27 protein-coding genes are annotated in these 23,882 nt (G+C 72.6%); 14 read left to right on the top strand and 13 right to left on the bottom strand.

Translation table 11 applies throughout. The features are described 5' to 3' along the window. Positions 1-264: 264 nt before the first annotated feature. Positions 265-1,056: a transglutaminase-like domain-containing protein gene (locus ACFTXQ_RS30945; protein WP_382647111.1), complete on the bottom strand. Its 792-nt coding sequence runs from the start codon at positions 1,054-1,056 to the stop codon at positions 265-267. Further along, complete coding sequence (locus ACFTXQ_RS30940; RefSeq protein WP_382647108.1) at positions 1,053-2,039, bottom strand: GNAT family N-acetyltransferase; 987 nt, start codon at positions 2,037-2,039, stop codon at positions 1,053-1,055. Before ACFTXQ_RS30940 ends, ACFTXQ_RS30945 begins: the two co-directional genes overlap by 4 nt. Positions 2,040-2,156: 117 nt before the next feature. Here ACFTXQ_RS30940 and fdxA point away from each other — a divergent pair, with 117 nt between their 5' ends. Continuing rightward, entirely contained in the window at positions 2,157-2,486 is a 330-nt protein-coding gene (gene fdxA, locus ACFTXQ_RS30935) for a ferredoxin (RefSeq protein WP_030713714.1), read from the top strand. Between the two features lie 108 nt (positions 2,487-2,594). Continuing rightward, the gene (gene dapC, locus ACFTXQ_RS30930) at positions 2,595-3,689 is read left to right on the top strand and encodes a succinyldiaminopimelate transaminase (protein ID WP_382647104.1); all 1,095 of its coding nucleotides are present in this window, start codon (positions 2,595-2,597) and stop codon (positions 3,687-3,689) included. An 82-nt stretch (positions 3,690-3,771) separates the two neighbouring features. Here dapC and ACFTXQ_RS30925 read toward each other — a convergent pair whose 3' ends face one another. Both ACFTXQ_RS30925 and ACFTXQ_RS30920 read right to left on the bottom strand, forming a co-directional pair. Then, entirely contained in the window at positions 3,772-4,143 is a 372-nt protein-coding gene (locus tag ACFTXQ_RS30925) for an ATP-binding protein (RefSeq protein WP_382647101.1), read from the bottom strand. A gap of 215 nt (positions 4,144-4,358) precedes the next feature. Further along, positions 4,359-5,297 (bottom strand): hypothetical protein, encoded by a 939-nt coding sequence (locus ACFTXQ_RS30920; RefSeq protein WP_382647126.1) that lies wholly within the window; start codon positions 5,295-5,297, stop codon positions 4,359-4,361. Positions 5,298-5,431: 134 nt separating this feature from the next. Here ACFTXQ_RS30920 and dapE point away from each other — a divergent pair, with 134 nt between their 5' ends. Together dapE and ACFTXQ_RS30910 are read left to right on the top strand one after the other, a co-directional pair. Further along, entirely contained in the window at positions 5,432-6,511 is a 1,080-nt protein-coding gene (gene dapE, locus ACFTXQ_RS30915) for a succinyl-diaminopimelate desuccinylase (RefSeq protein ID WP_382647098.1), read from the top strand. Positions 6,512-6,575: 64 nt separating this feature from the next. Further along, a complete protein-coding gene (locus ACFTXQ_RS30910) occupies positions 6,576-7,343 on the top strand; it encodes a TIGR00730 family Rossman fold protein (protein WP_382647095.1) in 768 nt (255 codons plus the stop codon). A gap of 131 nt (positions 7,344-7,474) precedes the next feature. On the opposite strand, the gene folP is transcribed toward ACFTXQ_RS30910, so the two are convergent. Beyond that, entirely contained in the window at positions 7,475-8,335 is an 861-nt protein-coding gene (folP, locus tag ACFTXQ_RS30905; RefSeq protein ID WP_382647092.1) for a dihydropteroate synthase, read from the bottom strand. 77 nt (positions 8,336-8,412) lie between these two features. On the opposite strand from folP, the gene ACFTXQ_RS30900 reads away from it, so the two are divergent. Together ACFTXQ_RS30900 and ACFTXQ_RS30895 are read left to right on the top strand one after the other, a co-directional pair. After that, positions 8,413-8,763: a DivIVA domain-containing protein gene (locus ACFTXQ_RS30900; protein ID WP_382647089.1), complete on the top strand. Its 351-nt coding sequence runs from the start codon at positions 8,413-8,415 to the stop codon at positions 8,761-8,763. Next, positions 8,760-9,338, top strand: a complete 579-nt coding sequence (locus ACFTXQ_RS30895; RefSeq protein WP_382647086.1) for a DNA-3-methyladenine glycosylase I — start codon at positions 8,760-8,762, stop codon at positions 9,336-9,338. Before ACFTXQ_RS30900 ends, ACFTXQ_RS30895 begins: the two co-directional genes overlap by 4 nt. A 55-nt stretch (positions 9,339-9,393) precedes the next feature. Here the strand turns inward: ACFTXQ_RS30895 and ACFTXQ_RS30890 are convergent, their stop codons facing one another. Continuing rightward, positions 9,394-10,197: an enoyl-CoA hydratase/isomerase family protein gene (locus ACFTXQ_RS30890; protein WP_382647083.1), complete on the bottom strand. Its 804-nt coding sequence runs from the start codon at positions 10,195-10,197 to the stop codon at positions 9,394-9,396. A gap of 333 nt (positions 10,198-10,530) precedes the next feature. Here ACFTXQ_RS30890 and ACFTXQ_RS30885 point away from each other — a divergent pair, with 333 nt between their 5' ends. Then, the gene (locus ACFTXQ_RS30885) at positions 10,531-10,698 is read left to right on the top strand and encodes a DUF3117 domain-containing protein (protein ID WP_003966491.1); all 168 of its coding nucleotides are present in this window, start codon (positions 10,531-10,533) and stop codon (positions 10,696-10,698) included. Positions 10,699-10,837: 139 nt separating this feature from the next. On the opposite strand, the gene ACFTXQ_RS30880 is transcribed toward ACFTXQ_RS30885, so the two are convergent. Then, complete coding sequence (locus ACFTXQ_RS30880; protein WP_215011874.1) at positions 10,838-11,500, bottom strand: O-methyltransferase; 663 nt, start codon at positions 11,498-11,500, stop codon at positions 10,838-10,840. A gap of 178 nt (positions 11,501-11,678) precedes the next feature. Between ACFTXQ_RS30880 and sigE the strand changes: the two genes are divergently transcribed. The 5 genes from sigE (at position 11,679) to ACFTXQ_RS30855 (ending at position 15,921) form a co-directional block, all read left to right on the top strand. Continuing rightward, positions 11,679-12,458, top strand: a complete 780-nt coding sequence (gene sigE / locus ACFTXQ_RS30875; protein ID WP_382647078.1) for an RNA polymerase sigma factor SigE — start codon at positions 11,679-11,681, stop codon at positions 12,456-12,458. Then, positions 12,455-13,159: an anti-sigma factor family protein gene (locus tag ACFTXQ_RS30870; RefSeq protein ID WP_382647075.1), complete on the top strand. Its 705-nt coding sequence runs from the start codon at positions 12,455-12,457 to the stop codon at positions 13,157-13,159. Before sigE ends, ACFTXQ_RS30870 begins: the two co-directional genes overlap by 4 nt. Positions 13,160-13,213: 54 nt before the next feature. After that, positions 13,214-14,548: a S1C family serine protease gene (locus ACFTXQ_RS30865; protein WP_382647072.1), complete on the top strand. Its 1,335-nt coding sequence runs from the start codon at positions 13,214-13,216 to the stop codon at positions 14,546-14,548. A 57-nt stretch (positions 14,549-14,605) separates the two neighbouring features. Further along, positions 14,606-15,040: a sec-independent translocase gene (locus ACFTXQ_RS30860; RefSeq protein ID WP_382647069.1), complete on the top strand. Its 435-nt coding sequence runs from the start codon at positions 14,606-14,608 to the stop codon at positions 15,038-15,040. A gap of 113 nt (positions 15,041-15,153) precedes the next feature. Beyond that, complete coding sequence (locus ACFTXQ_RS30855) at positions 15,154-15,921, top strand: hypothetical protein (RefSeq protein WP_382647123.1); 768 nt, start codon at positions 15,154-15,156, stop codon at positions 15,919-15,921. A 90-nt stretch (positions 15,922-16,011) separates the two neighbouring features. Here ACFTXQ_RS30855 and ACFTXQ_RS30850 read toward each other — a convergent pair whose 3' ends face one another. From ACFTXQ_RS30850 to ACFTXQ_RS30840, 3 genes are all read right to left on the bottom strand, one after another. Then, positions 16,012-17,127 carry an Mrp/NBP35 family ATP-binding protein gene (locus tag ACFTXQ_RS30850; protein WP_382647120.1) on the bottom strand — a complete coding sequence of 372 codons (1,116 nt, stop codon included), beginning with the start codon at positions 17,125-17,127 and terminating at the stop codon, positions 16,012-16,014. Between the two features lie 87 nt (positions 17,128-17,214). Further along, on the bottom strand, positions 17,215-17,814 hold the full coding sequence (locus tag ACFTXQ_RS30845; RefSeq protein WP_382647117.1) for a DUF1003 domain-containing protein: 600 nt from the start codon (positions 17,812-17,814) through the stop codon (positions 17,215-17,217). Between the two features lie 100 nt (positions 17,815-17,914). Next, positions 17,915-19,186 carry a magnesium transporter MgtE N-terminal domain-containing protein gene (locus ACFTXQ_RS30840; protein WP_382647066.1) on the bottom strand — a complete coding sequence of 424 codons (1,272 nt, stop codon included), beginning with the start codon at positions 19,184-19,186 and terminating at the stop codon, positions 17,915-17,917. A gap of 177 nt (positions 19,187-19,363) precedes the next feature. Between ACFTXQ_RS30840 and ACFTXQ_RS30835 the strand changes: the two genes are divergently transcribed. Further along, complete coding sequence (locus tag ACFTXQ_RS30835) at positions 19,364-20,155, top strand: hypothetical protein (RefSeq protein WP_382647063.1); 792 nt, start codon at positions 19,364-19,366, stop codon at positions 20,153-20,155. Between the two features lie 10 nt (positions 20,156-20,165). Here ACFTXQ_RS30835 and ACFTXQ_RS30830 read toward each other — a convergent pair whose 3' ends face one another. Genes ACFTXQ_RS30830 through ACFTXQ_RS30820 form a run of 3 tightly spaced genes read right to left on the bottom strand, consistent with a single transcriptional unit; the run spans position 20,166 to position 22,848 of the window. After that, positions 20,166-21,143: a phosphotransferase family protein gene (locus ACFTXQ_RS30830; protein WP_382647060.1), complete on the bottom strand. Its 978-nt coding sequence runs from the start codon at positions 21,141-21,143 to the stop codon at positions 20,166-20,168. 42 nt (positions 21,144-21,185) lie between these two features. Next, positions 21,186-21,701: a hypothetical protein gene (locus ACFTXQ_RS30825; protein WP_382647057.1), complete on the bottom strand. Its 516-nt coding sequence runs from the start codon at positions 21,699-21,701 to the stop codon at positions 21,186-21,188. A gap of 31 nt (positions 21,702-21,732) precedes the next feature. After that, on the bottom strand, positions 21,733-22,848 hold the full coding sequence (locus tag ACFTXQ_RS30820) for a magnesium and cobalt transport protein CorA (protein ID WP_382647055.1): 1,116 nt from the start codon (positions 22,846-22,848) through the stop codon (positions 21,733-21,735). Positions 22,849-23,228: 380 nt separating this feature from the next. Between ACFTXQ_RS30820 and ACFTXQ_RS30815 the strand changes: the two genes are divergently transcribed. Continuing rightward, complete coding sequence (locus ACFTXQ_RS30815; protein ID WP_382647052.1) at positions 23,229-23,813, top strand: suppressor of fused domain protein; 585 nt, start codon at positions 23,229-23,231, stop codon at positions 23,811-23,813. The last annotated feature ends 69 nt before the right edge of the window (positions 23,814-23,882 follow it).

Below are 23,882 nucleotides of genomic sequence, written 5' to 3'. Positions count from 1 at the left end.
CTTGACGGCTGAGGCCGGCCAAATCCAGCCCCTCCGGCGGTTGAGGAGCGGGGTGCGGGGCGGAGCCCCGGATCCTTGAGCCGCACTGGCGCGCTCAGGCGGCCACATCTAGCCCCTCCGGCGTTTGAGGAGCGGGGTGCGGGGCGGAGCCCCGGATCGTTGAGCCGCACTGGCGCGCTCAGGCGGGCCGAATCCAGCCTCGCCGGAGCCCGGCAGTGGCGCCGCGCCGGCGGATCCAGCCCCTCCGGCGTTTGAGGAGCGGGGTCAGTTCAGGAGGGCGCGGGCCGCGGAGGCCTCCGCGTGGATGCGGGTGCCCGCCGCCGGGTCGACCGCGGCCACGACGGCCGCGTACGCGTCGAGTTCCGCCGCCCCCTCCTGGAAGGAGCCCCGCTCGACGAGGAGCCGCGCCCGCTCATACCTGAGCACCGCCGGATGCGACGGCAGCAGCAGCGACAGGTCCAGCGCCCACAGCGCCACCCCCGACTGCTCCGGGCGGGAGGAGGCCCAGGCGCGGATGTTGTTCAGGATCCGCAGCACGATGTCCAGGGTCCGGGCCGGGGTGCGCGGCGCCGCCGCCAGCTCCGCCGGGCCCGCCCCCAGGGACGCGCCCCCGGCGAACGGGTCGACCACCACGCCCTCCTCCGGATCCCCGAAGCCCACCACGAAGTGCCCCGGCAGCCCCAGCCCGTACACCGGCGCCCCCGCCCGCCGCGCGACCTCCAGCCAGACGACGGACAGCAGGATGGGCAGGCCGCGCCGCCGCCGCAGCACCTCGTGCAGCAGCGACGAGGACAGCCGGTCGTAGTCCGCCGGGGTGCCGTGGAAGCCGAGCTTCCGGCCCAGCAGTTCCGTCACCGCCGAGGCCCACGCCCGCCCGCCCCGCAGCCCGTACGGCAGCATCCCGGCGAGTCGGTCCAGCTCGATCTGCGCCCAGTCCAGCACCCGCTCGTCCAGCTCCGGATCCGCCTCCGCCGCCAGCAGCAGGCACAGCAGCGACAGGTCCGGCCGTTCCGAACGGGCCTCGGCCGCGAACCGCTCCCGCGAGGACGGGCTCACCGCGCCGCCCGGTAGTGGTGGTAGGAGTGGTGCGTCGCGAATCCCAGCCCGTCGTACAGGCCCCGCGCACCCTCGTTGTCCGTCTCGACCTGGAGCCACGCCGCCGACGCGCCCTCCTCCAGCGCCCGCCGCGCCAGCGCCGCCATCACCGCCGTCGCCAGCCCCTCCCGCCGGCGGCCGGGATCCACCGTCACCGCCGCGAAGCCGGCCCACCGGCCGTCCACCACGCACCGCCCGATGGCCCTGCCGCCGGCCAGCGACGCGAACCACACCGACGGCCCGGCCACCAGCATCCGCCGGGCCAGATCCGGGTCGGTGACCTTGCCGTAGCGCCCGAGCCAGTCCTCGTCCGGGGTACGGGTCAGACGTACGGCCCCGGCCTCCGGCGCGTCCACGTCGCCGACCGGCGCCAGCGCCCCGATCCGTACCTCCGCCGACACCTCGGCCGCCCAGCCGCGCCGCTCCAGCTCCGCGATCAGCAGTTCCTGCGTGCCGACCGCGCCCGTCGCCGCCTGCACGTACGCCGGAAGGCCTCGTTCCGCGTACCAGGAGGTCACTCGCGCGAGTGCATCGTCCAGCGGTATCCCCGGGTCGCCGAGCGGCAGCACCGAATTGGCCCGCCGGGTGAATCCGGCGGCCGCCCGCAGCGTCCACTCGCCCAGCCGCTCGCTCTCCAGCGGCTGCCACGACCGCGCCGCGACCCGTGCCAGCTCCTCGAAGGAGGCCGCGGGACCCCGCCGCCGGGCCGGCGCCGGGGGCACGACCTTGCCCGCTACCAGCGCGGATTCCGCGATGCGGACGGACTTGCCATTCTTTTGTGTGATCAGCAGCACACCCTCGGTCCAGGATGTGAGAACCCCTACGGTGTCCGTGAAGGAGGGCGACCCGCTCACCCCCTGCTGCACCTGTCGTACGGAGACTCGCTTACCCACGTCAGCTGGGGTAATACGGACCTCCAGCAGCCCACCGGCAGTGATTTCCACAGCTCTGTCCGCCCCTCCTGTTCGGATCGTGCCCGGGAACGGAGATACTAGGTGCGGGCATCGACGACGCCGCGCTCCCGCGCGATATGGAAAGCCCTACCGAGGAGGAACGAGAGCGTGACCTACGTCATCGCGGAGCCTTGTGTCGACGTCAAGGACAAGGCATGCATCGAAGAGTGCCCCGTCGACTGCATCTACGAGGGCCAGCGGTCCTTGTACATCCACCCGGACGAGTGCGTCGACTGTGGTGCGTGTGAGCCGGTCTGCCCGGTCGAGGCCATCTTCTACGAGGACGACACTCCGGAAGAGTGGAAGGACTACTACAAGGCGAACGTCGAGTTCTTCGACGAGCTCGGTTCGCCCGGTGGTGCTTCCAAGCTCGGCCTGATCGAGCGCGACCACCCCTTCATCGCTGCGCTGCCCGCCGGTATCAACGGCGAGCACTGACCTTTCAGGCAGACGCGCCCCTCGGTCCCGTACGGCCTTCCCGCCGCACGGGACCGAGGCGTTTTCCGACCTGCTACCAGCCAGTACCCAGAGAGAGCAGAGACCACCGTGGCCGCAGTATCCGACCGTCTTCCCGCCTTCCCCTGGGACAAGCTGGAGCCGTACAAGAAGACGGCGGCGGCGCACGCGGACGGCATCGTCGACCTGTCGGTCGGCACGCCCGTGGACCCGGTGCCGCAGCTGATCCAGCGCGCCCTGGTCGGGGCCGCCGACTCCCCGGGCTACCCGACGGTGTGGGGCACGCCCGCCCTGCGCGACGCGATCACGGGCTGGCTGCGCGGCCGCCTCGGCGCGAGCGCCGCCGGGCACCGCAACGTCCTGCCGGTCGTCGGCTCCAAGGAGCTGGTGGCCTGGCTGCCGACCCAGCTGGGCCTGGGCGCCGGCGACAAGGTCGCCTACCCCCGACTCGCCTACCCGACGTACGAGGTCGGCGCGCGGCTGTGCGGCGCCGAGGCCGTCGTCTACGACGACCCTACGGAGCTCGACCCGGCCGGCGTGAAGCTGCTGTGGCTCAACTCCCCCTCCAACCCCACCGGCAAGGTCATCCCCAAGGAGGACCTGATCCGGATCGTGGCCTGGGCGCGCGAGCACGGCATCCTGCTCTTCAGCGACGAGTGCTACCTGGAGCTCGGCTGGGAGGCCGAGCCCGTCTCCGTCCTCCACGACGACGTCTGCGGCGGCTCCTACGAGGGCATCGTCGCCGTCCACTCCCTCTCCAAGCGCTCCAACCTGGCCGGCTACCGGGCGGCCTTCATCGCCGGTGACGCGGACGTGCTCGGCGAGCTGCTGGAGATCCGCAAGCACGGCGGCATGATGACCCCCGCCCCCGTGCAGGCCGCCACGGTCGCGGCGCTCGGCGACGACGCGCACGTCGAGGAGCAGCGCGCCCGCTACGCCGCCCGCCGCACGGCGCTGCGCACCGCCCTGGAGGCGCACGGCTTCCGGGTCGAGCACAGCGAGGCGAGCCTCTACCTGTGGGTGACCCGGGACGAGCCCTGCTGGGACACGGTCGCCTACCTCGCGGGGCTGGGCATCCTGGTCGCGCCGGGCGACTTCTACGGCGAGGCGGGCGCACGGTTCGTGCGCGTGGCCTTCACCGCCACCGACGAGCGGGTCGAGGCCGCCGTCAAGCGCCTCGGCTGACCCCGTCCGAACAGCCCGAAGGGGCCGGGAGTTCGCGCTCCCGGCCCCTTCGGGGTCTCCACGGCCTCACGGCCCGCGGTGATCAGCCGAGCAGGCCACCCGGAACGCCGCCGGTCAGTCCACCGGGGAGACCGCCGGGAAGACCGCCGCCGGGCAGGCCGCCACCGGCCACCGGCAGCTCGCTCACCGGCAGCTCGTTCACCGGCAGGTCCTGCGTGGCGGGCAGGCCGCCCAGCAGTCCGGTCGCCTTGCCGGCCACGTCGGCGGCCGGGGCGGCCGCCGGAACGGACTCGACGGTGCTGCTCGCGGTGTCCGCGGCCGTCGCGGCCGTGGCAGCCGCGACGTCGGGGGCGTCCGCGGCGCTGGCCGCGCCGGCCGCACCGACCACGGGCGCTGTCCCGGCTGCGAGCAGCAGCGCGGCACGGGCGATCCGACGGGTCAGGGGGAGGGACATGATGCTCCTAAGCGGTAGCGGCTGAGTACGCCGTGTACAACCGCTCGTGGGGCGGGTGGAGTTGCGGAGCCGGTGGGTAAAGGATGGGTAACGCATCTTTTAATCGGCTTCCGCGACAAGCGCATTGGATGCGCGCCCACCAGGCCTTCTGTCCCGCCCGGGACCCTCCGGCCCGCCGCCGAGACCACCCCCGCAGGAGTGACCTCTCGTACGCGCTAGCGGGCGATGAAGATCCGCACCTCGCCCGGCTCCGAATCGTGCGGGTCCCCGCCGCCGCCCTTGGCGCCGTTGCCGCCCTTGACCTGCCACTGGCCCCGCCCGTTGCCGCCGATCCAGGTGGAACCGTCGTACGAGACCCGCGCGATGCCCAGCTCCTGCGACCGGGCCACCGCCCAGTGCGCCATCGCCCGGCCGCGCCGCGCCTCACCCGGGCCGCCCTCCCGCTTCAGCTGCACGTTGATCTCGGCCTCCGCCGGCCGGTCCGCGCCCTTGCGGCCGGTCGCCGCCCCGTCCTGGCTGCCGGTCAGCGCGTCCTTGCCGAAGGCGCGGGCCAGCTCCGCCCGCACCTTGTCCGGATCGCCCGCCCGCGGGGCCGGCCCGGAGCAGGACAGCGTGGCCCGCGTACCGACCTCGCCGAAGGCCGCCGTCAGCACCGTCGCGTCCGTCTCGTGCTTCGCGTACGCCTGCGGGAAGCCGCTGCGCTGCACCTTCTGCGCGGCCACCGTCAGCGGCAGCCGCGAATACCCCGGCACGTCGGCGAGGTGCTCGTAGAAGATCCCCGCCGAGTACACCGGATCCATGATCTGCTCGGCCGTCCCCCAGCCCTGCGAGGGCCGCTGCTGGAACAGGCCCAGCGAGTCCCGGTCGCCGTGGTCGAGGTTGCGCAGCGCCGACTCCTGCATCGCCGTCGCCAGTGCGATGGTCACCGCCCGGTCCGGCAGCCCCTTGGAGATGCCGACGGCGGCTATCGTCGCCGCGTTCGCTGCCTGTTCCGGGGTCATCTCGTACTTCTGCACCGAGCCGTCGGAGCCCGCGCCCGCGCCGGCCGCGGTCGCCGTGGCGGTGCAGTACGGGGCGCCCGCCCCGCCGTTGGAGTACCGCTGCACGGCGAAATAACCGATCACCGCGATCAGGACGAGCAGACCGACCGCCATACGGAACGGCCTGCGGCGACGGGGGCGTGGATCACGGGTCTCGGACACGCGGCCCACCGTACTTGAGGCATATGACGCGTCCACCGGCCGGACGCTCGAGGCTGCGCCCCAGCCCGGGGCGTTAGGGTCGGTTCATGCCCGAATCCGAGCTGGACCTCACCCTGGACGCCGCCGAGCTGACCGCCCGGCTCGTCGACATCCCCTCCGTGAGCGGCGACGAGAAGGTGCTCGCCGACCTCGTGGAAAGTGCGCTGCGTGCCCTGCCCCACCTCACCGTGGACCGCTACGGCAACAACGTCGTCGCCCGCACGAACCTCGGCCGGGCCGAGCGCGTCGTCCTCGCCGGCCACCTGGACACCGTGCCGATCGCGGACAACGTCCCCTCCCGCCTCGACGAGAACGACGTCCTGTGGGGCTGCGGCACGACCGACATGAAGTCCGGTGTCGCCGTGCAGCTGCGCATCGCGGCGACCGTTCCCGAGCCGAACCGGGACCTCACCTTCGTCTTCTACGACCAGGAGGAGGTCGCCGCCGACCTCAACGGCCTCGGCAAGGTCGCCGAAGCCCACCCCGACTGGCTGACCGGCGACTTCGCGGTGCTCCTGGAGCCCTCCAACGCCGAGGTCGAGGGCGGCTGCCAGGGCACCCTGCGCGTCCTGCTCCGCACGAAGGGCGAGCGCGCCCACTCCGCCCGCAGCTGGATGGGCTCCAACGCCATCCACGGCGCGAGCCCGATCCTGGCGAAGCTCGCCGCCTACGAGCCCCGCAAGCCGGTCATCGACGGCCTGGAGTACCACGAGGGCCTCAACGCGGTCCGCATCGAGGGCGGCGTCGCCAACAACGTCATCCCCGACGCGTGCACGGTGACGGTCAACTTCCGCTACGCCCCGGACCGCAGCGAGGCCGAGGCCATCGCCCACGTCCGGGAGGTCTTCGCGGACTGCGACATCGCCGAGTTCGTGGTCGACGACTCCTCCGGCGGCGCCCTCCCCGGCCTGTCCCACCCGGCGGCCGCGGCCTTCATGGAGGCGGTCGGCGGCCGCGCCATGCCCAAGTTCGGCTGGACGGACGTCTCCCGGTTCAGCGCCCTGGGCGTCCCGGCGGTGAACTACGGGCCGGGCGACGCCCTGCTCGCCCACAAGGTCGACGAACGCGTCGAGACCAAGGCCATCCTCCACTGCGAGGAACGACTCCGTGCCTGGCTGACCTCGTAAATTCCCCTTCCCGTCACCTTCGTGCGCCTACCCTGATCCAACGATCAGCAGGAGGGAGCACACCATGGGCAACCACCCCAATCCTGACGGGGCAGCTCGTCGTCGGCCCGAGGAGCAGCAGCTCGGGCCGGTGCTGAGGAGGCGGAGCCAGATCAAGGCGGGCAGTACGACGGACCAGCGGCTGCTGGATTCGGCGGGGCCCTCCGAGTGGGTGCACACCGATCCCTGGCGGGTCCTGCGCATCCAGTCGGAGTTCATCGAGGGCTTCGGGACGCTCGCCGAGCTGCCGCCCGCCATCAGCGTCTTCGGGTCCGCCAGGACCCCCGCGGGCACGCCCGAGTACGAGGCGGGCGTACGGATCGGCAGCGCGCTCGTCGACGCCGGCTTCGCGGTGATCACGGGCGGCGGGCCCGGCGCGATGGAGGCCGCCAACAAGGGCGCCCGCGAGGCCAACGGCATCTCGGTCGGCCTCGGCATCGAGCTGCCCTTCGAGCAGGGGCTCAACCAGCACGTCGACCTCGGGCTGAACTTCCGGTACTTCTTCGTCCGCAAGACGATGTTCGTGAAGTACAGCCAGGGCTTCGTGGTCCTGCCCGGGGGCCTGGGCACGCTGGACGAGCTGTTCGAGGCGCTGACCCTGGTCCAGACCCAGAAGATCACCCGCTTCCCGATCGTGCTGTTCGGCACGGAGTACTGGAGCGGCCTGGTCGACTGGCTGCGCAACACGGTGATCGCCCAGGGCAAGGCCTCGGAGAACGACCTCTACCTCTTCCACGTCACGGACGACGTGGACGAGGCCATCGCACTGGTGACCAAGGAAGTCGGGAAGTAACCGGTCCGCGCCGGGCGACCGCCGTCAGGCCGCCCGGCCTCCCCTTCTTGACGCCGCCCTCGCGAGGTTCGGCGCCTCACCTGGCTTCGGGCGGCTGCGCCGGCCTCCGACCGTCGGGGCCTGGTCCGGGCTCAGGCCAGCCCTCGGCGGGCGACCGCCGGGGGCCGCAGCCCTTGGATCGAGCGGACCATGTCGAGGATCTGGCGGGTCTCCGCGACCTCGTGGACGCGGTAGACCTGCGCGCCCAGCCAGGCCGAGACCGCCGTCGTGGCGAGGGTGCCCAGCAGCCGCTCCTTGACCGGCTTGTCGAGGGTCTCGCCGACGAAGTCCTTGTTGGACAGCGAGACCAGGACCGGCCAGCCCGTCGCCGTCATCTCGTCGAGGCGGCGCGTGGCCTCCAGCGAGTGGCGGGTGTTCTTGCCGAAGTCGTGGCCCGGGTCGATCATGATCGCGTCGCGGCGGACGCCGAGGGCCGCGGCCCGTTCCGCGAGGCCGACCGTCACGTCCAGGATGTCGGCCATGACGTCGTCGTACGCGATCCGGTGCGGGCGCGTACGGGGCTCCACTCCGCCCGCGTGGGTGCACACCAGGCCCACCCCGTGGCGGGCGGCCACCTCGGCCAGCTTCGGGTCCACCCCGCCCCACGCGTCGTTGAGGACATCGGCCCCCGCTTCGCACACGGCCTCGCCGACCTCGTGCCGCCAGGTGTCCACGCTGATCACCACGTCGGGGTGGCGGCGCCGCACCTCGGCCACGAAGCCGACCGTGCGCCGCGCCTCCTCGGCCGCGTCCACGTGCTCGCCCGGGCCCGCCTTGACCCCGCCGATGTCGATGATCGCGGCGCCCTCGGCGACCGCCTGCTCGACGCGGTCCAGCGCCGGCTCGTCGCGGAACGTCGCGCCCTGGTCGTAGAAGGAGTCCGGAGTACGGTTCACGATGGCCATGATCACCGGCTCGTGGGTGTCGAACTCGCGCCTGCCCAGTCGCAGCATCCTGCTCTTTCCTCCTTCGGCGGCCCTTGCGCCTCGTCTGCGACCTTAACCTGGAGGCCTGAGTCTCTCGTGGGGAGTTGATCGTGTTCTTCTTCTTGATGATCGCGCTGGTCGTGGTCGTGGCTGCGGTCACCCTTGCGGTGATCGGGGGAGGCTCGGAGGCCGTCCTGCCGGAAGCGGCACCCGACCGGGTGGCCGACGGGCTGCCGGAGACCCGCCCCGTCACGCGCGCGGACATCGACGCCCTGCGGCTGCCGGTCGCACCGCGCGGCTACCGGATGGCCGAGGTGGACGACGTACTGGAGCGGCTGGCGGCGGAGCTGGCCGAGCGCGACGCGCGCATCGCGCAGCTGACCGCCGCCGGGGCGGTGGCCGATGCCGTCCCGGCCGACGCCCACGTCGACCTGACCAAGCACGGTGAGCGATGAGCGGCACGGTCACGGGGACGGACGGGCGGGCGCGCTGCCCCTGGGCGCTGTCCACGGAGGACTACGTCGTCTACCACGACACGGAGTGGGGCCGTCCGGTCCACGGTGACGACGCCCTGTACGAGCGGCTGTGCCTGGAGGCCTTCCAGTCGGGGCTGTCCTGGCTGACGATCCTGCGCCGGCGGGAGGGATTCCGTAAGGCCTTCTCGGACTTCGGGATCGCGAAGGTCGCCGCCTTCGACGAGCGGGACGCGCAGCGGCTCCTCGCCGACGAGGGGATCATCCGCAACCGGGCCAAGATCGAGGCGACCCTGGCCAACGCGAAGGTCCTGGCCGGGTGGAAGCCGGGCGAGCTGGACGAGCTGATCTGGTCGCACGCCCCGCAGAAGCCGGGACCGGCGCCCCGGGCGATCACCGAGATCCCGGCGATCACCCCGGAGTCCACCGCCCTGGCCAAGGCGCTGAAGAAGGCGGGCATCCGCTTCGTCGGCCCCACCACGGCCTACGCCCTGATGCAGGCCTGCGGACTGGTCAACGACCACCTGGTCGGCTGCGTGGCGCGCGACCGCGCCTGAGCCGGCGCGGCCGGGGGTACGGGCACCGCCCGCCCCGGCCGCACCGGCGGTGGCGCTAGCGGCCCAGGTACTTCGGCGGCTGCTTCGCGAGGAAGGCCTGGACGGCGATGGAGTGGTCCTCGGAGGCGCCGGCGCGGGTCTGTACGACGTCCTCGTGCTCCAGGGCCTCCGCGAGGGAGTGGGAGGACCCGTAGGCCAGGGACTCCTTCAGCGCGGCGTAGGCGACCGTGGGGCCGGAGGCCAGGGCGCGGGCCACGGCCTCGGCCTCGGCGTGCAGGGAGTCCGCGGGGACCAGGCGGTTCGCGATGCCGAGCTCGTAGGCCTCCTGGGCCTTGATCGAACGCGGGAAGAGCAGCAGGTCGGAGGCGCGGGAGGCGCCGATCAGGCGGGGGAGGGTCCACGAGACCCCGGAGTCCGCGGTCAGCGCCACCCCGGCGAACGAGGTGTTGAAGGAGGCGGTGTCGGCGACGACCCGGAAGTCCGCCGCGAGCGCGAATCCGAAGCCGGCCCCAGCCGCGACGCCGTTCACCCCGGCCACCACCGGCTTGGGCATCTCGGTGAGCGCCCGCACGATCGGGTTGTAGTGCTCGGAGACGGTGCTCATCGTGAGCGAGGAGCCGCTCTCGCGGTCGGCCGCCAGGTTCCCGATGTGCTCCTTGAGGTCCTGGCCCACGCAGAAGGCCCGGCTTCCGGCGGCGGTGAGCAGGACGGCCCGGACCGCCGGGTCCGCTGCCGCCGCCTGGACCGCGTCGCGCAGGGCGACCTTGGCCTCGGTGTTCATGGCGTTCATCGCGTCGGGGCGGTTGATCGTGACGGTCGCGAGTCCGTCGGTCACTTCGTAGAGCACGCTGTCGGCCATGGCAGGGAGGTCCCCCTTCGTCGCGGAATGGCTACCGGCCGGTACCGGCCGGTGCAGAGGCCAGCATGGCGGACCGGGGGACGGGCGCACATGTGATGTGCGTCAAAGAAAGCGGATGGCGTTCTCCGGGTGCGGCGGCGAAGTATCGCAGGCGGGTCCCCGAAATGAGTGGTTTTGGCCGAGCGCGTTGCCCAAGCGTTCCCTGCCGATGTTGGTCATCGGGTCCTGACATGCGGGATAATGGCCGGGAAGCAATGTGTTCGATGCCGGGTTCCAGGCGCCTGAATGGGGCCGTCGGCTGACGATGAGCTGGTTTCAGGAAGGGGAACGAGCATGGCGGCCATGAAGCCGCGGACGGGCGACGGCCCGCTCGAGGTCACCAAGGAGGGGCGGGGCATCGTCATGCGCGTACCGCTCGAGGGCGGCGGTCGGCTTGTCGTCGAGCTGACCCCCGACGAGGCGGACGCCCTGGGTGACGCCCTGAAGAAGGTCGTCGGCTAACAGCGTCGGCACCATCTGCATTACGCAGTCTGCATTCTCTGCGCTGCCCCGACCGTGACGAGCGGCCGGGGCAGCGTTGTGTCCGGATCCGGGCCGCCCCCGGCTCCGGCCCCGGCCCCTGCGCGCCGCCCCGGTGGCCTCAGCGCCGCACGGCGCACAACAGCCCGTCGCCCACCGGAAGCAGGGCCGCCTCCAGGGCCGGGCTCTCCCGGACGCTGCGCAGCAGCTCGCGGACGCGGAGCACCTCCACCGGCTGGGCCGAGGAGTCGACCGTACGGCCGTCGGAGAAGACCCCTTCGAAGCACACGAGTCCGCCCGGCCGCAGCAGGCGCAACGATTCGGCGAGGTAGTCGAGGGACTCGGAGGGGTCCCCGTCGCAGAAGACGAGGTCGTACCCGCCGTCGGCGAGGCGCGGCAGCACGTCGAGCGCGCGGCCGGGGATGAACCGGGCGCGGTTGCCCGCGAAGCCGGCGGCGCGGAAGGCCTGGCGGGCGAACGCCTGCCGGTCGGCCTCGGGATCGACCGTGGTCAGGACCCCGTCGGGGCGCATCCCGTGGAGCAGGTGGATGCCGGAAACGCCCGTTCCGGTGCCGATCTCGGCGACCGCCTTGGCGTCCGCGGTGGCGGCCAGCAGGCGCAGCGCGGCCCCGGTGCCGGGGGAGACGGAGCGCAGGCCCGCTTCCCTGGACCGGTCGCGGGCCCATCGCAGAGCGTCGTCCTCGGCGACAAACGCGTCGGCGAACGCCCAGCTCGTCTGCCGGTTGCCGGTAATGACCCTCTCCTGTCCCCATAGTTGGCGCAACGGTGACTGTATCCGTTGACGTCGGGAACCCGCAGATGGGACCGGGCGTTGTGAAGGGTGGACAGGGGATCAGAAGGGACGGCGCCGGGCAGATCGACGGCGAGGGCCCTTCCGGGGCCCCGGATCCATGCAAAGTTACTGCAAAAACGCTTATCCGGAGCTGACGGAGGGGGTGGCTATGGTAGGGACTCCACTGGACACCACCAGAGCCGACAGGGGAGGTGCGGCTGCGCCTGTGGATCGTGGAGGCGTGTTGAGACGCCTCTTCTGGTCGGCGGGTGAGCCGAAATCCGTGACCTACATTGCTGACCGCTTCCACACCGCCGACACCGCAACCACCGCGACCTTTGCCGCCGATGCGGGCTCGCAGGCGTGGACCCCTCCCTCATGGGAGGAGATCGTCAGCACGCACAGCGCGCGGGTCTACCGCCTTGCCTACCGTCTGACGGGTAACCAGCACGATGCCGAGGACCTGACCCAGGAGGTCTTCGTCCGCGTCTTCCGCTCGCTGTCCACCTACACGCCCGGCACCTTCGAGGGCTGGCTCCACCGCATCACCACGAACCTGTTCCTGGACATGGTCCGCCGCAAGCAGCGCATCCGCTTCGACGCGCTCGGCGACGACGCGGCCGAGCGGCTGCCGAGCCGTGAGCCGTCCCCGCAGCAGGTGCTGCACGACACGCACTTCGACGCGGACGTGCAGCAGGCGCTGGACACCCTGGCCCCCGAGTTCCGCGCGGCCGTCGTGCTGTGCGACATCGAGGGCCTGTCGTACGAGGAGATCGCCGCCACGCTCGGCGTGAAGCTCGGCACCGTGCGCAGCCGTATCCACCGGGGCCGTTCGCACCTGCGCAAGGCGCTCAAGCACCGGTCCCCCGAGGCCCGTGCGGAGCAGCGCGCGCTGGCCGGGGTGGCGGTGGGCGCGCCGGGCGCCGGGGGAGAGGGCGGAGCCGAGTGAGCGGAGTCAGTCCGTCCCCAGCCGAACAGCACCTGGGCGACCGTCTCGCCGCCCTCGTCGACGGCGAGCTCGATCACGACGCGCGCGAGCGGGTCCTGGCCCACCTGGCCACCTGCGCCAAGTGCAAGGCCGAGGCCGATGCCCAGCGCCGCCTGAAGACCATGTTCGTGGAGAGCGCGCCACCGCCCCTGTCCGAGGGGCTGCTGGCACGGTTGCAGGGGCTGCCGGGGGGCGGCCCCGACGGACCTGCGGGTCCCGCGGGTCCCGCAGGACCGCGGGGGCAGCAGGGTCCCGTCGGCGCCGATCCCTTCGCCTCGTTCGCCTACGGCCTGCCGTCCGGCCGCCCGCGGCAGGAGGGCTTCCGGATCCACGAGGTCGGCCGGCCGCGCCGCCGCTTCGCCTTCGTCGCGGCCGGAGCCGTATCGCTGGCCGCGCTCGCGCTGGGCGGTTCCCTGCCGCTGGAGACCGTCGAGCCGAACGCGCGCGGGGAATCCCCCGCGCCCGCCTCCCGGCCCGGCCCCGGCGTGTCCGTGGCCGACGCCTCCGTCCGCGAGCGCCTGCCCGTGCCCGCCGCGTCCATCCGCGACCGGGTGCCCACGCCCGCCGCCGTTCCGACCCTCCTGACCGCCGTCGCGACCCCGCTCCCGCCGCTCCACCCCTCCCCGCCGAGCTCGGCCCGCCCGGTCTCCCTGCTGCGCTGACCGGGGACCTGGTTGAATCTGCGGCACATGCGCACGAGTACGCGGGGAGCGCCCATGGCCGACAGGCAGCAGACCGATCCGGCTCCGCAGTGGTGGAGCCGGCCCGAGGGCACGGCGGACGCCCGCGACGAAGGGGTTCCCGCCCCGCGGGCCGAAGGCGGCCCCGAAGGCGGGAGCCAGGGTGAGGACGGGCACCGGCAGGAGCCCGGCCCCCGCGAGGTCCGGTACGACCCCTGGGCCGCCCAGCCGTTGCAGGTCGTGGACCGCGGCCGGCCCGGGCGCGGATTCCGTTTGTGGCAGGTGGCGGCCATCGCCGCGGGTACGGCCCTGCTCGCCGGCGGGACCGGCGGGTACCTCGGCGTGCTCGCCGAGCGCGAGAGCAGCACCCGCCTGGAGCTGCCCCAGGACGCGGTCGCCGCGGACAGGGGCCGCGCGCCCGAGAGCGTGGCCGGCATCGCCGCCACCGCGCTGCCAGGGGTGGTCACCCTCCACGTACGGGGTGAGAAGAGCAGCGGGACGGGCACCGGCTTCGTACTCGACCCGCAGGGGCACATCCTGACCAACAACCACGTGGTCGCCGACGCCAAGGAGATAGCGGTCACCTTCAGCACCGGCGAAAGCGTCACCGCCGAGCTCGTGGGCCGCGATTCCGGATACGACCTGGCCGTGGTCAAGGTCAGCGGGGTCCGGGGGCTCCAGCCGCTCAGCCTCGGCAACTCCGAGAACGTACGCGTCGGCGACCCGGTGGTGGCCATCGGCGCGCCCTTCGACCTCTCCAACACCGTCACCGCCGGCATCATCAGCGCCACCGGCCGGCCGGTCACCGCGGGCGGCGACAAGGGCGACGGCAGCGACATCAGCTACGTCGACGCGCTCCAGACCGACGCCCCGATCAACCCCGGGAACTCCGGCGGCCCCCTCCTCGACGCCAAGGCCCACGTGGTCGGCATCAACAGCGCGATCCGCGGCGCCGACAAGGGCGGCGACGGCGACGACGGCGTCCGCCAGGGCGGCTCCATCGGCCTCGGCTTCGCCATCCCGATCAACCAGGGCAAGCGCGTCGCCGAGGAACTCATCCGCACCGGCCGCGCCACGCACCCCGTCATCGGGGTCACGCTCGACATGCAGTACACGGGCGATGGAGCCCGGGTAGGGGACAAGGGCGAGGACGGCAAGCCGGCGGTGGTCGCCGACGGGCCGGGCGCCCGCGGCGGGATCAAGCCCGGTGACGTGATCACCAAGGTGGACGGCGTGCGCGTGCACGGCGGCGACGAGCTGATCATCAAGATCAGGGCCCACCGGCCGGGTGATCCACTGACGCTCACGGTGCTGCGCGACGGCCGCGAGCGCACGCTGCACGTGGTGCTCGGTTCGGCGAACGGCTCGTAAGGGCACTGGGGTACCGTGTGTTCGGGCCCGCAGTGAAGAGAGCCGAGGAGCGGCAAGGTGTTCAACGACATAGGCGCACTCGAACTTGTCACGATCGTCGTGCTCGCCATCCTCGTCTTCGGGCCGGACAAGCTGCCCAAGGTGATCCAGGACATCACCGGGGTCATCCGGAAGATCCGTGCGTTCTCGGACAGCGCGAAGGCCGACATCCGCTCCGAACTCGGCCCGGAATTCAAGGACTTCGAATTCGAGGACCTGAATCCGAAGACCTTCATCCGCAAGCAGCTGACCGAGAACGAGGACCTCAGGGAGATCCGCAGCAGCTTCGACCTCCGCAAGGAGCTGAACGACGTCACCGACGCCGTCAACAGCAAGGAGGCGGAGTCCGCCCCGGTCGCCACGCCCGCCGACACCACCGGTCCCGACCTGCTGAAGAAGCCCGCCGCCCCGGCCTCCGACCAGCGCGCCCGCTTCGACGCCGACGCCACCTGAGGCGCGACCTGCCCGGCGATCCGGGGTCGGGTGGCTATCCTCCATGAGTCCGGATCCAGGACGCCCGTGGGGGGCGGGCCGTGCCGGACCCCACGGAACGAGAGGCCGCGCACATGGAGACGACGAGCAGTAGCCGGGTCGGGGCGCAGACCGCCGAGGCACCCGCCCCGGCCGCCGAAGGACCCGCGCAGGACGTGCAGGACGTGCAGGACGCGCAGACCACGCCCGAGAGCACGGGGACGTCCGAGCCCGCGCAGCCGCAGGAGCCCGGCGCCCCCCTCCCGGCGGCACGCCGGACGGCCCAGGGGTTCCTGACGGCCGACTTCCCCTGGTACGGGCTGGACGGCGCCTTCACCGGCCCCCGCTGGCTCATGCAGGTGGGCACCGGCGCCGACGGCACCGTGGAGCACGGCTCCACCGGCCACGGCGACGAGCCGTCCGCCCGCGGCGAGATCGCCACCGGCGAGAAGGAGCGCTTCGCGGTGGTCATCACCGTCGCGGACAACCCGCTGCGCCGCAGCGGCGACGGCACCGGCACCCTGGAGGCCACCTCGGTCTCCTCCGCCGCCTGGCTGGCCGGCTCCGGGCTGCTGGCCTACAGCTGGCCCGGCCAGATGGACCACTCCCTGCGCAGCGACTGGCTCGACCAGCAGACCGAGGCCGCGTGGGAGCTCGCCGACGACCTCACGGGGCCGGACTGGTCGACGCTGTCACTGCCGGTGGACGGGGAGCCGACGCCGTTCCACTACCGGGAGTCGGAGTTCGGGTGGGTGCTCGCCGGTTCCACCGGGGGCGGGGTGCACCTGGGGGCGTACGGGCGGGGGATGAGCGCGTACGGGCTCGGGTTCTCCGTGATCGCGGACCTCGGCACGTACCGGTAGCCCTACGGGTGTACGCAGAAGGGCACCGCCGGTCGGCGGTGCCCCTTGCGCTGCGCGGCCCTGTACGGGCCGCCCGTGGTGCCGGTCGCGTCAGAACTTGTTCTTCGGGGTGATGCCCAGGGACATGCCCGAGAGACCGCGGGCGCGGCCGCCGAGCTTGCCCGCGATGGCGCGCAGGGCCGCGCCGGCCGGGGAGTCCGGGTCGGACAGGACGACGGGCTTGCCCTCGTCGCCGCCCTCGCGCAGCCGGACGTCGATCGGGATCGAGCCCAGCACCGGCACCGTCGCACCGACCGTCTTGGTCAGGCCGTCCGCGACCTTCTGGCCGCCGCCCGAGCCGAAGACGTCCACCATCTCGTCGCAGTGCGGGCACGGCAGGCCCGACATGTTCTCGACGACACCGACGATCTTCTGGTGGGTCTGCACGGCGATCGAGCCGGCCCGCTCCGCGACCTCGGCCGCGGCCTGCTGCGGGGTGGTGACCACGAGGATCTCGGCGTTCGGGACGAGCTGCGCCACCGAGATGGCGATGTCGCCCGTGCCCGGCGGCAGGTCCAGCAGCAGCACGTCCAGGTCGCCCCAGAACACGTCCGCCAGGAACTGCTGGAGCGCCCGGTGCAGCATCGGGCCGCGCCACACCACCGGGGCGTTGCCCGGGGTGAACATGCCGATGGAGATGACCTTCACGCCGTTCGCGGACGGCGGCATGATCATGTTTTCCACCTGGGTGGGCTTGCCGTCCACGCCGAGCATGCGCGGCACGCTGTGGCCGTAGATGTCCGCGTCGACCACACCGACCTTCAGGCCGTCGGCCGCCATCGCCGCGGCCAGGTTGACCGTGACCGAGGACTTGCCGACGCCGCCCTTGCCGGACGCGACCGCGTACACGCGGGTCAGCGAGCCCGGCTTGGCGAAGGGCACCTCGCGCTCGGCGGTACCGCCGCGCAGCGTGGCCGCCAGCTCCTTGCGCTGCTCGTCGCTCATCACGTCCAGCGTGACGGCGACCGAGGTGACGCCCGCGACCTTCTCGACGGCCTCGGTGACGAGCGTGGTGATGGTCTCCCGCATGGGACAGCCCGACACGGTCAGGTAGACGGTGACGGCGACCGCGCCGCCGTCGCCGATCTCCACCGATTTCACCATGCCGAGCTCGGTGATCGGCCGGTGGATCTCGGGGTCGTTGACCGTCGCCAGCGCGTCCAGGATCGCGTCCTGCTCCGGCACGGCGGCGGAGGGTGTCTCGGTAGCCATGCCCCGATGGTACGGCTCGGTAGCAGCGCTCAGGTAAGCCCGTCAGCGGTCGCCTTCGTCACTTTCGCCGGGGAATAGACGCCGCTCGTCCATCTCCTTGATCAGGTCCTGGAACTCCGACCTGATCCAGTCGCGCGTGGCGACCTCGCCCAGACCCATCCGCAGGGCCGCGATCTCCCGCGTCAGGTACTCGGTGTCGGCGATGGACCGCTCGTTCTGCTTGCGGTCCTGCTCCAGGTTCACCCGGTCGCGGTCGTCCTGCCGGTTCTGCGCGAGCAGGATCAGCGGAGCGGCGTACGAGGCCTGCAGCGACAGCATCAGCGTCAGGAAGATGAACGGGTACTGGTCGAACCGCAGGTGGTCCGGCGCGAAGATGTTCCACAGCACCCACACCACGATGACCAGCGTCATCCAGACGATGAACCGGCCCGTCCCCAGGAACCGCGCCACCCGCTCCGACAGCCGCCCGAAGGCCTCCGGGTCGTACTCCGGCAGCAGCCGCGGCCGGGCCGCCCGGGGCAGGTCCAGCCGGACCCGCGAGCGCGTCAGCGCGCTCGCGCCCGTCGCGGTCGCCGCCTTGGCCCGCTCCGCCCGCTCGGCGCGCTCCACCCGCTCCCGGACCCGCTCGGCGGCGTCCTCCATCCGGTCCGTCAGACCGTGCTCGCGGCCCAGCCGGGCCTGCTCGCGGCGCTCCCGGATCTGCTCGCGCCGCCGCTCGCGCGACTGGTCGCCGCGCCCCCGCTCAGTGCCCATGCACGGCCTCCTCGGAGTGGAAGTCCGTCTCCCGCCAGTCGTCGGGCAGCAGGTGGTCCAGTACGTCGTCGACCGTGACCGCGCCGAGCAGCGAGCCGCTCTCGTCGACCACGGGCACCGCCACCATGTTGTAGGCCGCCAGGTAGCTGGTGACCACCGGCAGCGAGGCGTCCGGCCGCAGCGGCGGCAGGTCGGTGTCCACGATCGAGCTGACCAGCGTGAACGGCGGGTCCCGCAGCAGCCGCTGGAAGTGCACCGTGCCCAGGTACTTGCCCGTCGGCGTCTCGTCCGGCGGCCGGCACACGTACACCTGGGCCGCCAGCGCCGGCGACAGGTCCGCCTGCCGTACGCGGGCCAGCGCGTCGGCGACCGTCGCGTCGGGCCGCAGCACGATCGGCTCGGTGGTCATCAGACCGCCGGCCGTCCGCTCCTCGTAGGACATCAGGCGCCGCACGTCGGCCGCGTCGTCCGGCTGCATCAGCGTCAGCAGCCGCTCCTTGTCGTCCTCCGGCAGCTCGGAGAGCAGGTCGGCGGCGTCGTCCGGGTCCATCGCCTCCAGGACGTCGGCGGCGCGCTCCTCCTTCAGCTTCCCGAGGATCTCCACCTGCTCGTCCTCCGGCAGCTCCTCCATGACGTCCGCGAGCCGGTCGTCGTCGAGGGCGTTGGCGACCTCGGCGCGCCGCTTCGGCGTCAGGTGGTGCAGGACGTTCGCCACGTCGGCCGGGCGCATCTGCTCGAAGGTGGCGACCAGGTTCTCGGCGCCCTGCCCGTGCTCCTCCAGCGAGAAACCGGTCACCGCCGACCACTCGACGGTCAGGGTCTCGCCGCGCCGCCGCAGCGCCCCGGACTTGCCCTTCCGTACGAAGATCTTGTCGATCTCCCAGTCCCGGCGGGCCGGGAGCTGCTGGATGGCCACGTCGAGGACGGTGACCTCCTCGTCGCCCGCGACCAGCTTCACCCGCCGGTCCAGCAGCTCGCCGAGGATCAGCCGCTCGGTGGGGCGCTGCTCGAAACGCCGCATGTTGACGACGCCGGTGGTGATGACCTGCCCGGACTCCACGCCCGTGACCCTGGTCATCGGCAGGAAGATCCGGCGCCGGCTGACCACCTCGACCACCAGCCCCAGCAGCCGCGGCGGCCGCCCGCCGACGCGCAGCATCGCGACGAGGTCGCGGACGCGGCCGACCTGGTCGCCGTTGGGGTCGAAGACGGGCACACCCGACAGATGCGAGACGAAGATCCGCGGGGCGCCACCAGCCATGCGAGCGCCTCCAGACGCGTCGATCCTCAGTCCTGCCGCCCCTCAGGCTAGCCCGTGCCCAGGCCAAGCGTCCTGGTGGGGCGGTCCGGCCGAGGTCCCCCCGGGGGGTTGAGGGCGCGGCCACCGGGACAGGTACGCTGCCTGCTGCTCGAAGACGACGACGAGAGGCACCCGCCCGTGACCGCCTACTTCCCCGCCGCGAGGTTGCGACGGGCCGCCTTCATCGGTGTGCTGTGCGCGGGCCTCGCCGTGACCGGCACGGGCTGCGGGGAGGACCCCGACGAGGGGACGAACGGGGTCGGGAAGCTCTCCGCGGACAAGATCGAGGAGAAGGCGAAGGCGGCGGCCACCGGGGCGGACTCGGTGCACTTGTCCGGCACGCTGGTGAGCGGCGGCAAGACCTTCACCCTCGACATGCGGCTGAAGTCGGACGGCGGCTCGGGCGAGGTGAAGTCCCAGGACGACACCTTCCAGCTGCTGCGGGTGGGGGAGCAGCTCTACCTGAAGGCGAGCGCGGCGTTCTGGGGCAAGTCCGACTCGGCCGGCAAGCTCGGCGACAAGTACGTGAAGGTGCCCGAGGGGGACCCTTCCTACAAGCAGTTCCGCGGCTTCACCGACATGGACGTCCTGCTGGACGGGCTGCTCGGACTGGAGGGCAAGCTCGCCAAGGGCTCCTACACCAAGGTCGGGCACACCCGCGCGGTCCAGGTCACGGCGGACGAGGGCAAGGGCGGCAAGCTCTCGGTGTCCCTGGAGGGGACCCCGTACCCGCTGATGATGGAGCGTGCGGGCGGCGCCGGCCGGGTGGAACTCGCGGAGTGGGGCAAGACCTTCCCGCTCGCCCCGCCCGCGCAGGACCAGACCGTGGACTACGGCTCCCAGCTCCCGACGACGAAGGACCAGAGCGGCGACCCCGCCCCAAGCCCCTCCAAGGCCCCGGGCCAGGGCTCGAACCCCACCAAGCCCTGACAGGTCCCGGCTAGGACCACCCGGTCCGGCGGCGCAGCCAGCCCAGCGCGGCCTCGCCCTGGGCCCGCTGGAACGCGCGCAGGGTCGGCAGACCCGACGGCGGGGCCTGGAGGGACTGGTGGGCGAAGTAGCCGGCGACCGCGGTCAGCACCGTGGTGACGTCCTGCGCCGGGGCCCCTCGGCCGTCGAGGTGGGCGTCGATCAGCTCGACGGCGCCCGGCCCGCTCTGCATGATCACGCTCGGGGCCATGGCGACCACGTCGAACCACGCGGCGCCGACCGCGGCCCACGGCCAGTCGACGACCACCACCCGGTCGTCGGTGAGCAGCAGGTTGTCGGCCCGCAGGTCGCCGTGGACCAGTGCGGTTCCGGCGCAGGCCCGTTCCCAGCCGCGCTCCCGCTCGGCGAGGCGCGCCAGGTTGCGCCGGGCCCACGGATCCAGCGCCGGGACCGGGCCGGCGTCCGCGGCGGCGGCGAGGTGGCGCCAGCCCCGGAACTGCGACGCGCACCGGTCGGCCAGGGACGGGACGTCGACGGGCGCGGGGTCGAGGAGCGCCGCCAGTTCGGCGGTCGCCGCGAGGACCCGGCGCAGCTCGTCGGACAGCCACGGCTGTGCGGGCGTGCTCCCGTCGATGTCCTCGAAGGCCAGGACGGCCCACCCGTCCACGTCCCATGTCATGAGCAGCGACGGTACGGGGGCGGCCGTGGGCAGGGCGGAGGTGATGCGTGCCTCGGCCCGGTGGAGGCCGGGGGTATCGGGGTTGGGCTGCGGACCCGCGGCCTTCAGGAAGACCCGGCGCCCGTCGGTGAGGCGAACGCGGGCCGCGACCCCCGGCGAGAAGCCGCCCGACTGGGTGACGGCACGCTCCACCCGTGCCCCGAGCCCCTCCTCGACGAGCCCGCGCACGCGGTCGGGAACGGCCCACCACTCCGTGCGGACGCCCGCTGCGGGCGGGGGAGCGGTCTCGGGGGCGGAGTGGCTTTCCATGGGCTCAGGGAACACGCCGCTCCCCGAGGGAGCAACGGGGTTTCAGCCTCGGGTGGTCTTCTTGCGCTTCAGCAGGAGCTTCGGGAGGTGGGCCGGGATCGGGCGGCGGGTGATGGCCGGGGAGGCCAGGGGGGCCGTGGCCAGGGATTCGGACGGGAGCTCGGCGTGGACCGCCTGCGGCTCCAGGCGCAGCAGCCGGCACTCGCGCGCCCAGCGCTCGGTCATCTCCTCCGAGTCGGGCGCGTTCAGCCGCTTGCCCTTGAGCTCGGCGACCGCCGCCGCCCACTCCTCGCCGCGGGGCGGGAGTTCCCGTACGGTCGCCGTCCAGGCCACCAGCCGGCCGCCCTTGTCCTTGCTCCGCACGGTCACCTCGGCGGACGCGCCGTCGGCCAGGCCGGGGAACGGCTGCTCGCCGGGGCCGTCGCCGAGGACATGGGCCGCGCCGTCCACCCAGGCGTGCCACAGGGCCCGGTCCGCCCCGGTGCCGCGGACCCAGATCAGGCCGGACTTCTTGGTGGCCTCCTCGACGAGGGCCAGGTCGAGCGTGCTGAGAGTCATGCGGACAGGGTAGGGGGTCCGCCCGCCGGCGCTACAGCCAGCCGTGGCGGCGCAACGCGCGGTGGATGGTGAAGCAGGTGCCGATGATGGCGGCCATCACCATCGGGTAGCCGTACTTCCACTGCAGCTCGGGCATGTGCTCGAAGTTCATCCCGTACACCCCGCAGATCATCGTGGGCACGGCGATGATGGCCGCCCAGGAGGTGATCTTGCGCATGTCCTCGTTCTGCGCGACCGTCGCCTGCGCGAGGTTGGCCTGGAGGATCGAGTTCAGCAGCTCGTCGAAGCCCACGACCTGCTCGTGTACGCGGGCGAGGTGGTCGGCGACGTCGCGGAAGTACTTCTGGATGTCCGGGTCCACCAGCCGCATGGGCCGCTCGCTGAGCAGCTCCATCGGCCGCAGCAGCGGCGCGACCGCCCGCTTGAACTCCAGCACCTCGCGCTTGAGCTGGTAGATGCGGCCCGCGTCGCCGCCGCGCGCCACGCCCTTGGCGGGGGCGGCGAAGACCGCGCTCTCCACCTCGTCGATGTCGTCCTGTACGGCCGCCGCGACCGCGATGTACCCGTCGACGACGTGGTCGGCGATGGAGTGCAGGACCGAGGAGGGCCCCTTGGACAGCAGGTCGGGGTCGTCCTGGAGGCGGTGGCGCAGCCCCTTGAGGGAGCCCTGGCCGCCGTGCCGGACGGTGATGACGAAGTCGGGCCCGGTGAAGCACATCACCTCGCCGGTCTCCACGACCTCGCTGGTGGCGGTCAGTTCGGCGTGGTCGACGTAGTGGATCGTCTTGAAGACGGTGAAGAGGGTGTCGTCGTAGCGCTCCAGCTTCGGCCGCTGGTGTGCGTGCACCGCGTCCTCCACGGCCAGCGGGTGCAGGCCGAAGGTGGCGGCGATGCCCGCGAACTCGGCCCCGGTCGGCTCGTGCAGGCCGATCCAGACGAAGCCGCCGTCCTCGCGGACCCGGCGGATCGCCTCACGCGGCGTCAGACAGACCGGCCCCAGCACGCGCCGGCCGTCGCGGTACACCGCGCAGTCGACGACGGCGCTGCTCGCCGAGGGGTCGCGGGTGGCGTCGTATCCGGGCTGTACCGGGGTGGACTTGCGCAGCGACGGGCGGACGGCCGCACGCAGGTAGGGCAGCATCGACATGGCAGGCTCCTTCGCACGCACGGCTGCGGACCGCACGGGTGGGAGACCTTCCGCGGGTGCGGGCGGGCGGGCAGGCCCGGGCAGGCGGAAGGAACAGGACGGGAGGACAACGTTCTGCCGTCGCTCTTCTACTGATCAGGAGATCAATGGGGGCGGGAGGTGCCCGTCACAGGAGTGGAAGAGCGATTGGTACTGCACGATCGACTTCGGTCCATTGCAGCCCCACCTCCTCCGGCCGGTCCCCCGTAGGGGAGGTCCTGTTGCCGGGGCACCGAAACAACGCTTCTGCGGTGCGGCCCCGAACAGCTGTCAACACTATCAGCCGACGGATGGTCAAGACCCGCCCTTTACCCGGCTGATACGAGTTCTATGCTCGCTCCATGGCAGAAATTCTGGCTCTCGTCGAGGCCCGGCTGCGCTCCGCGTTCGGCGAACCCGACGCCCGCGCCGCCGTCACCTTCCTGGGCACCGACCGCATCGAGGTACTCCGCTTCGCCGAGGGCGACCTCGTGCGGTACGCGACCCTCGGGATGTCCGCGCACCCGATGACCGACCCGACCGACGTCGTCGCCGACCCCGTACGCGGGCCGCGCGCCGAGCTGGTGCTGACCGTACGGGGAGGACTGGCACCCACCGACAAGCTGCTCAGGCCGCTCGCGGTGCTGGCGGCCTCCCCGCAGGTCGAGGGGCTGATCGTGGCCCCCGGGGCCTCGCTCGACGTGGGGGAACCGCTCTGGGAGGGGGCTTCGTTCAGCAGCGTCCTCGTGGCCGAACCCGGCGGACTGGTCGAGGACCTGGAACTGGACGAGCCGATGGACCCGGTCCGCTTCCTCCCCCTCCTCCCCATGACCGCGAACGAGGCGGCCTGGAAGCGGGTGCACGGCGCGGCCGCCCTCCAGGAACGCTGGCTCGCGCGCGGCACGGATCTGCGGGATCCTCTGCGTACCGCTGTCGCACTGGACTGAGACCGGCACCGGCCGCCCGGACGGGTGATCGCGTCTTGACGGGGCGCCGGGCGGGGAGGAGCGTGGCTT

Origin of the sequence: Streptomyces sp. NPDC057010, from assembly GCF_042673805.1 — a bacterium.
Classification (GTDB): Bacteria; Actinomycetota; Actinomycetes; order Streptomycetales; family Streptomycetaceae; genus Streptomyces.
This window is presented reverse-complemented; position numbering and strand designations above follow the sequence as displayed.

Excerpts from the sequence above, each read along its gene's own strand:
- ACFTXQ_RS30925 (WP_382647101.1), bottom strand. The coding sequence starts at position 4,143 with ATGTCCCTCCCCCTGACCCGTCGGATCGCCCGTGCCGCGCTGCTGCTC.
- ACFTXQ_RS30920 (WP_382647126.1), bottom strand. The coding sequence starts at position 5,297 with ATGGCGGTCGGTCTGCTCGTCCTGATCGCGGTGATCGGTTATTTCGCC.
- dapE (WP_382647098.1), top strand. The coding sequence starts at position 5,432 with ATGCCCGAATCCGAGCTGGACCTCACCCTGGACGCCGCCGAGCTGACC.
- ACFTXQ_RS30910 (WP_382647095.1), top strand. The coding sequence starts at position 6,576 with ATGGGCAACCACCCCAATCCTGACGGGGCAGCTCGTCGTCGGCCCGAG.
- folP (WP_382647092.1), bottom strand. The coding sequence starts at position 8,335 with ATGCTGCGACTGGGCAGGCGCGAGTTCGACACCCACGAGCCGGTGATC.
- ACFTXQ_RS30895 (WP_382647086.1), top strand. The coding sequence starts at position 8,760 with ATGAGCGGCACGGTCACGGGGACGGACGGGCGGGCGCGCTGCCCCTGG.
- ACFTXQ_RS30890 (WP_382647083.1), bottom strand. The coding sequence starts at position 10,197 with ATGGCCGACAGCGTGCTCTACGAAGTGACCGACGGACTCGCGACCGTC.
- ACFTXQ_RS30885 (WP_003966491.1), top strand. The coding sequence starts at position 10,531 with ATGGCGGCCATGAAGCCGCGGACGGGCGACGGCCCGCTCGAGGTCACC.
- sigE (WP_382647078.1), top strand. The coding sequence starts at position 11,679 with ATGGTAGGGACTCCACTGGACACCACCAGAGCCGACAGGGGAGGTGCG.
- ACFTXQ_RS30865 (WP_382647072.1), top strand. The coding sequence starts at position 13,214 with ATGGCCGACAGGCAGCAGACCGATCCGGCTCCGCAGTGGTGGAGCCGG.
- ACFTXQ_RS30855 (WP_382647123.1), top strand. The coding sequence starts at position 15,154 with ATGGAGACGACGAGCAGTAGCCGGGTCGGGGCGCAGACCGCCGAGGCA.
- ACFTXQ_RS30845 (WP_382647117.1), bottom strand. The coding sequence starts at position 17,814 with ATGGAGGACGCCGCCGAGCGGGTCCGGGAGCGGGTGGAGCGCGCCGAG.
- ACFTXQ_RS30840 (WP_382647066.1), bottom strand. The coding sequence starts at position 19,186 with ATGGCTGGTGGCGCCCCGCGGATCTTCGTCTCGCATCTGTCGGGTGTG.
- ACFTXQ_RS30830 (WP_382647060.1), bottom strand. The coding sequence starts at position 21,143 with ATGGAAAGCCACTCCGCCCCCGAGACCGCTCCCCCGCCCGCAGCGGGC.
- ACFTXQ_RS30825 (WP_382647057.1), bottom strand. The coding sequence starts at position 21,701 with ATGACTCTCAGCACGCTCGACCTGGCCCTCGTCGAGGAGGCCACCAAG.
- ACFTXQ_RS30820 (WP_382647055.1), bottom strand. The coding sequence starts at position 22,848 with ATGTCGATGCTGCCCTACCTGCGTGCGGCCGTCCGCCCGTCGCTGCGC.
- ACFTXQ_RS30815 (WP_382647052.1), top strand. The coding sequence starts at position 23,229 with ATGGCAGAAATTCTGGCTCTCGTCGAGGCCCGGCTGCGCTCCGCGTTC.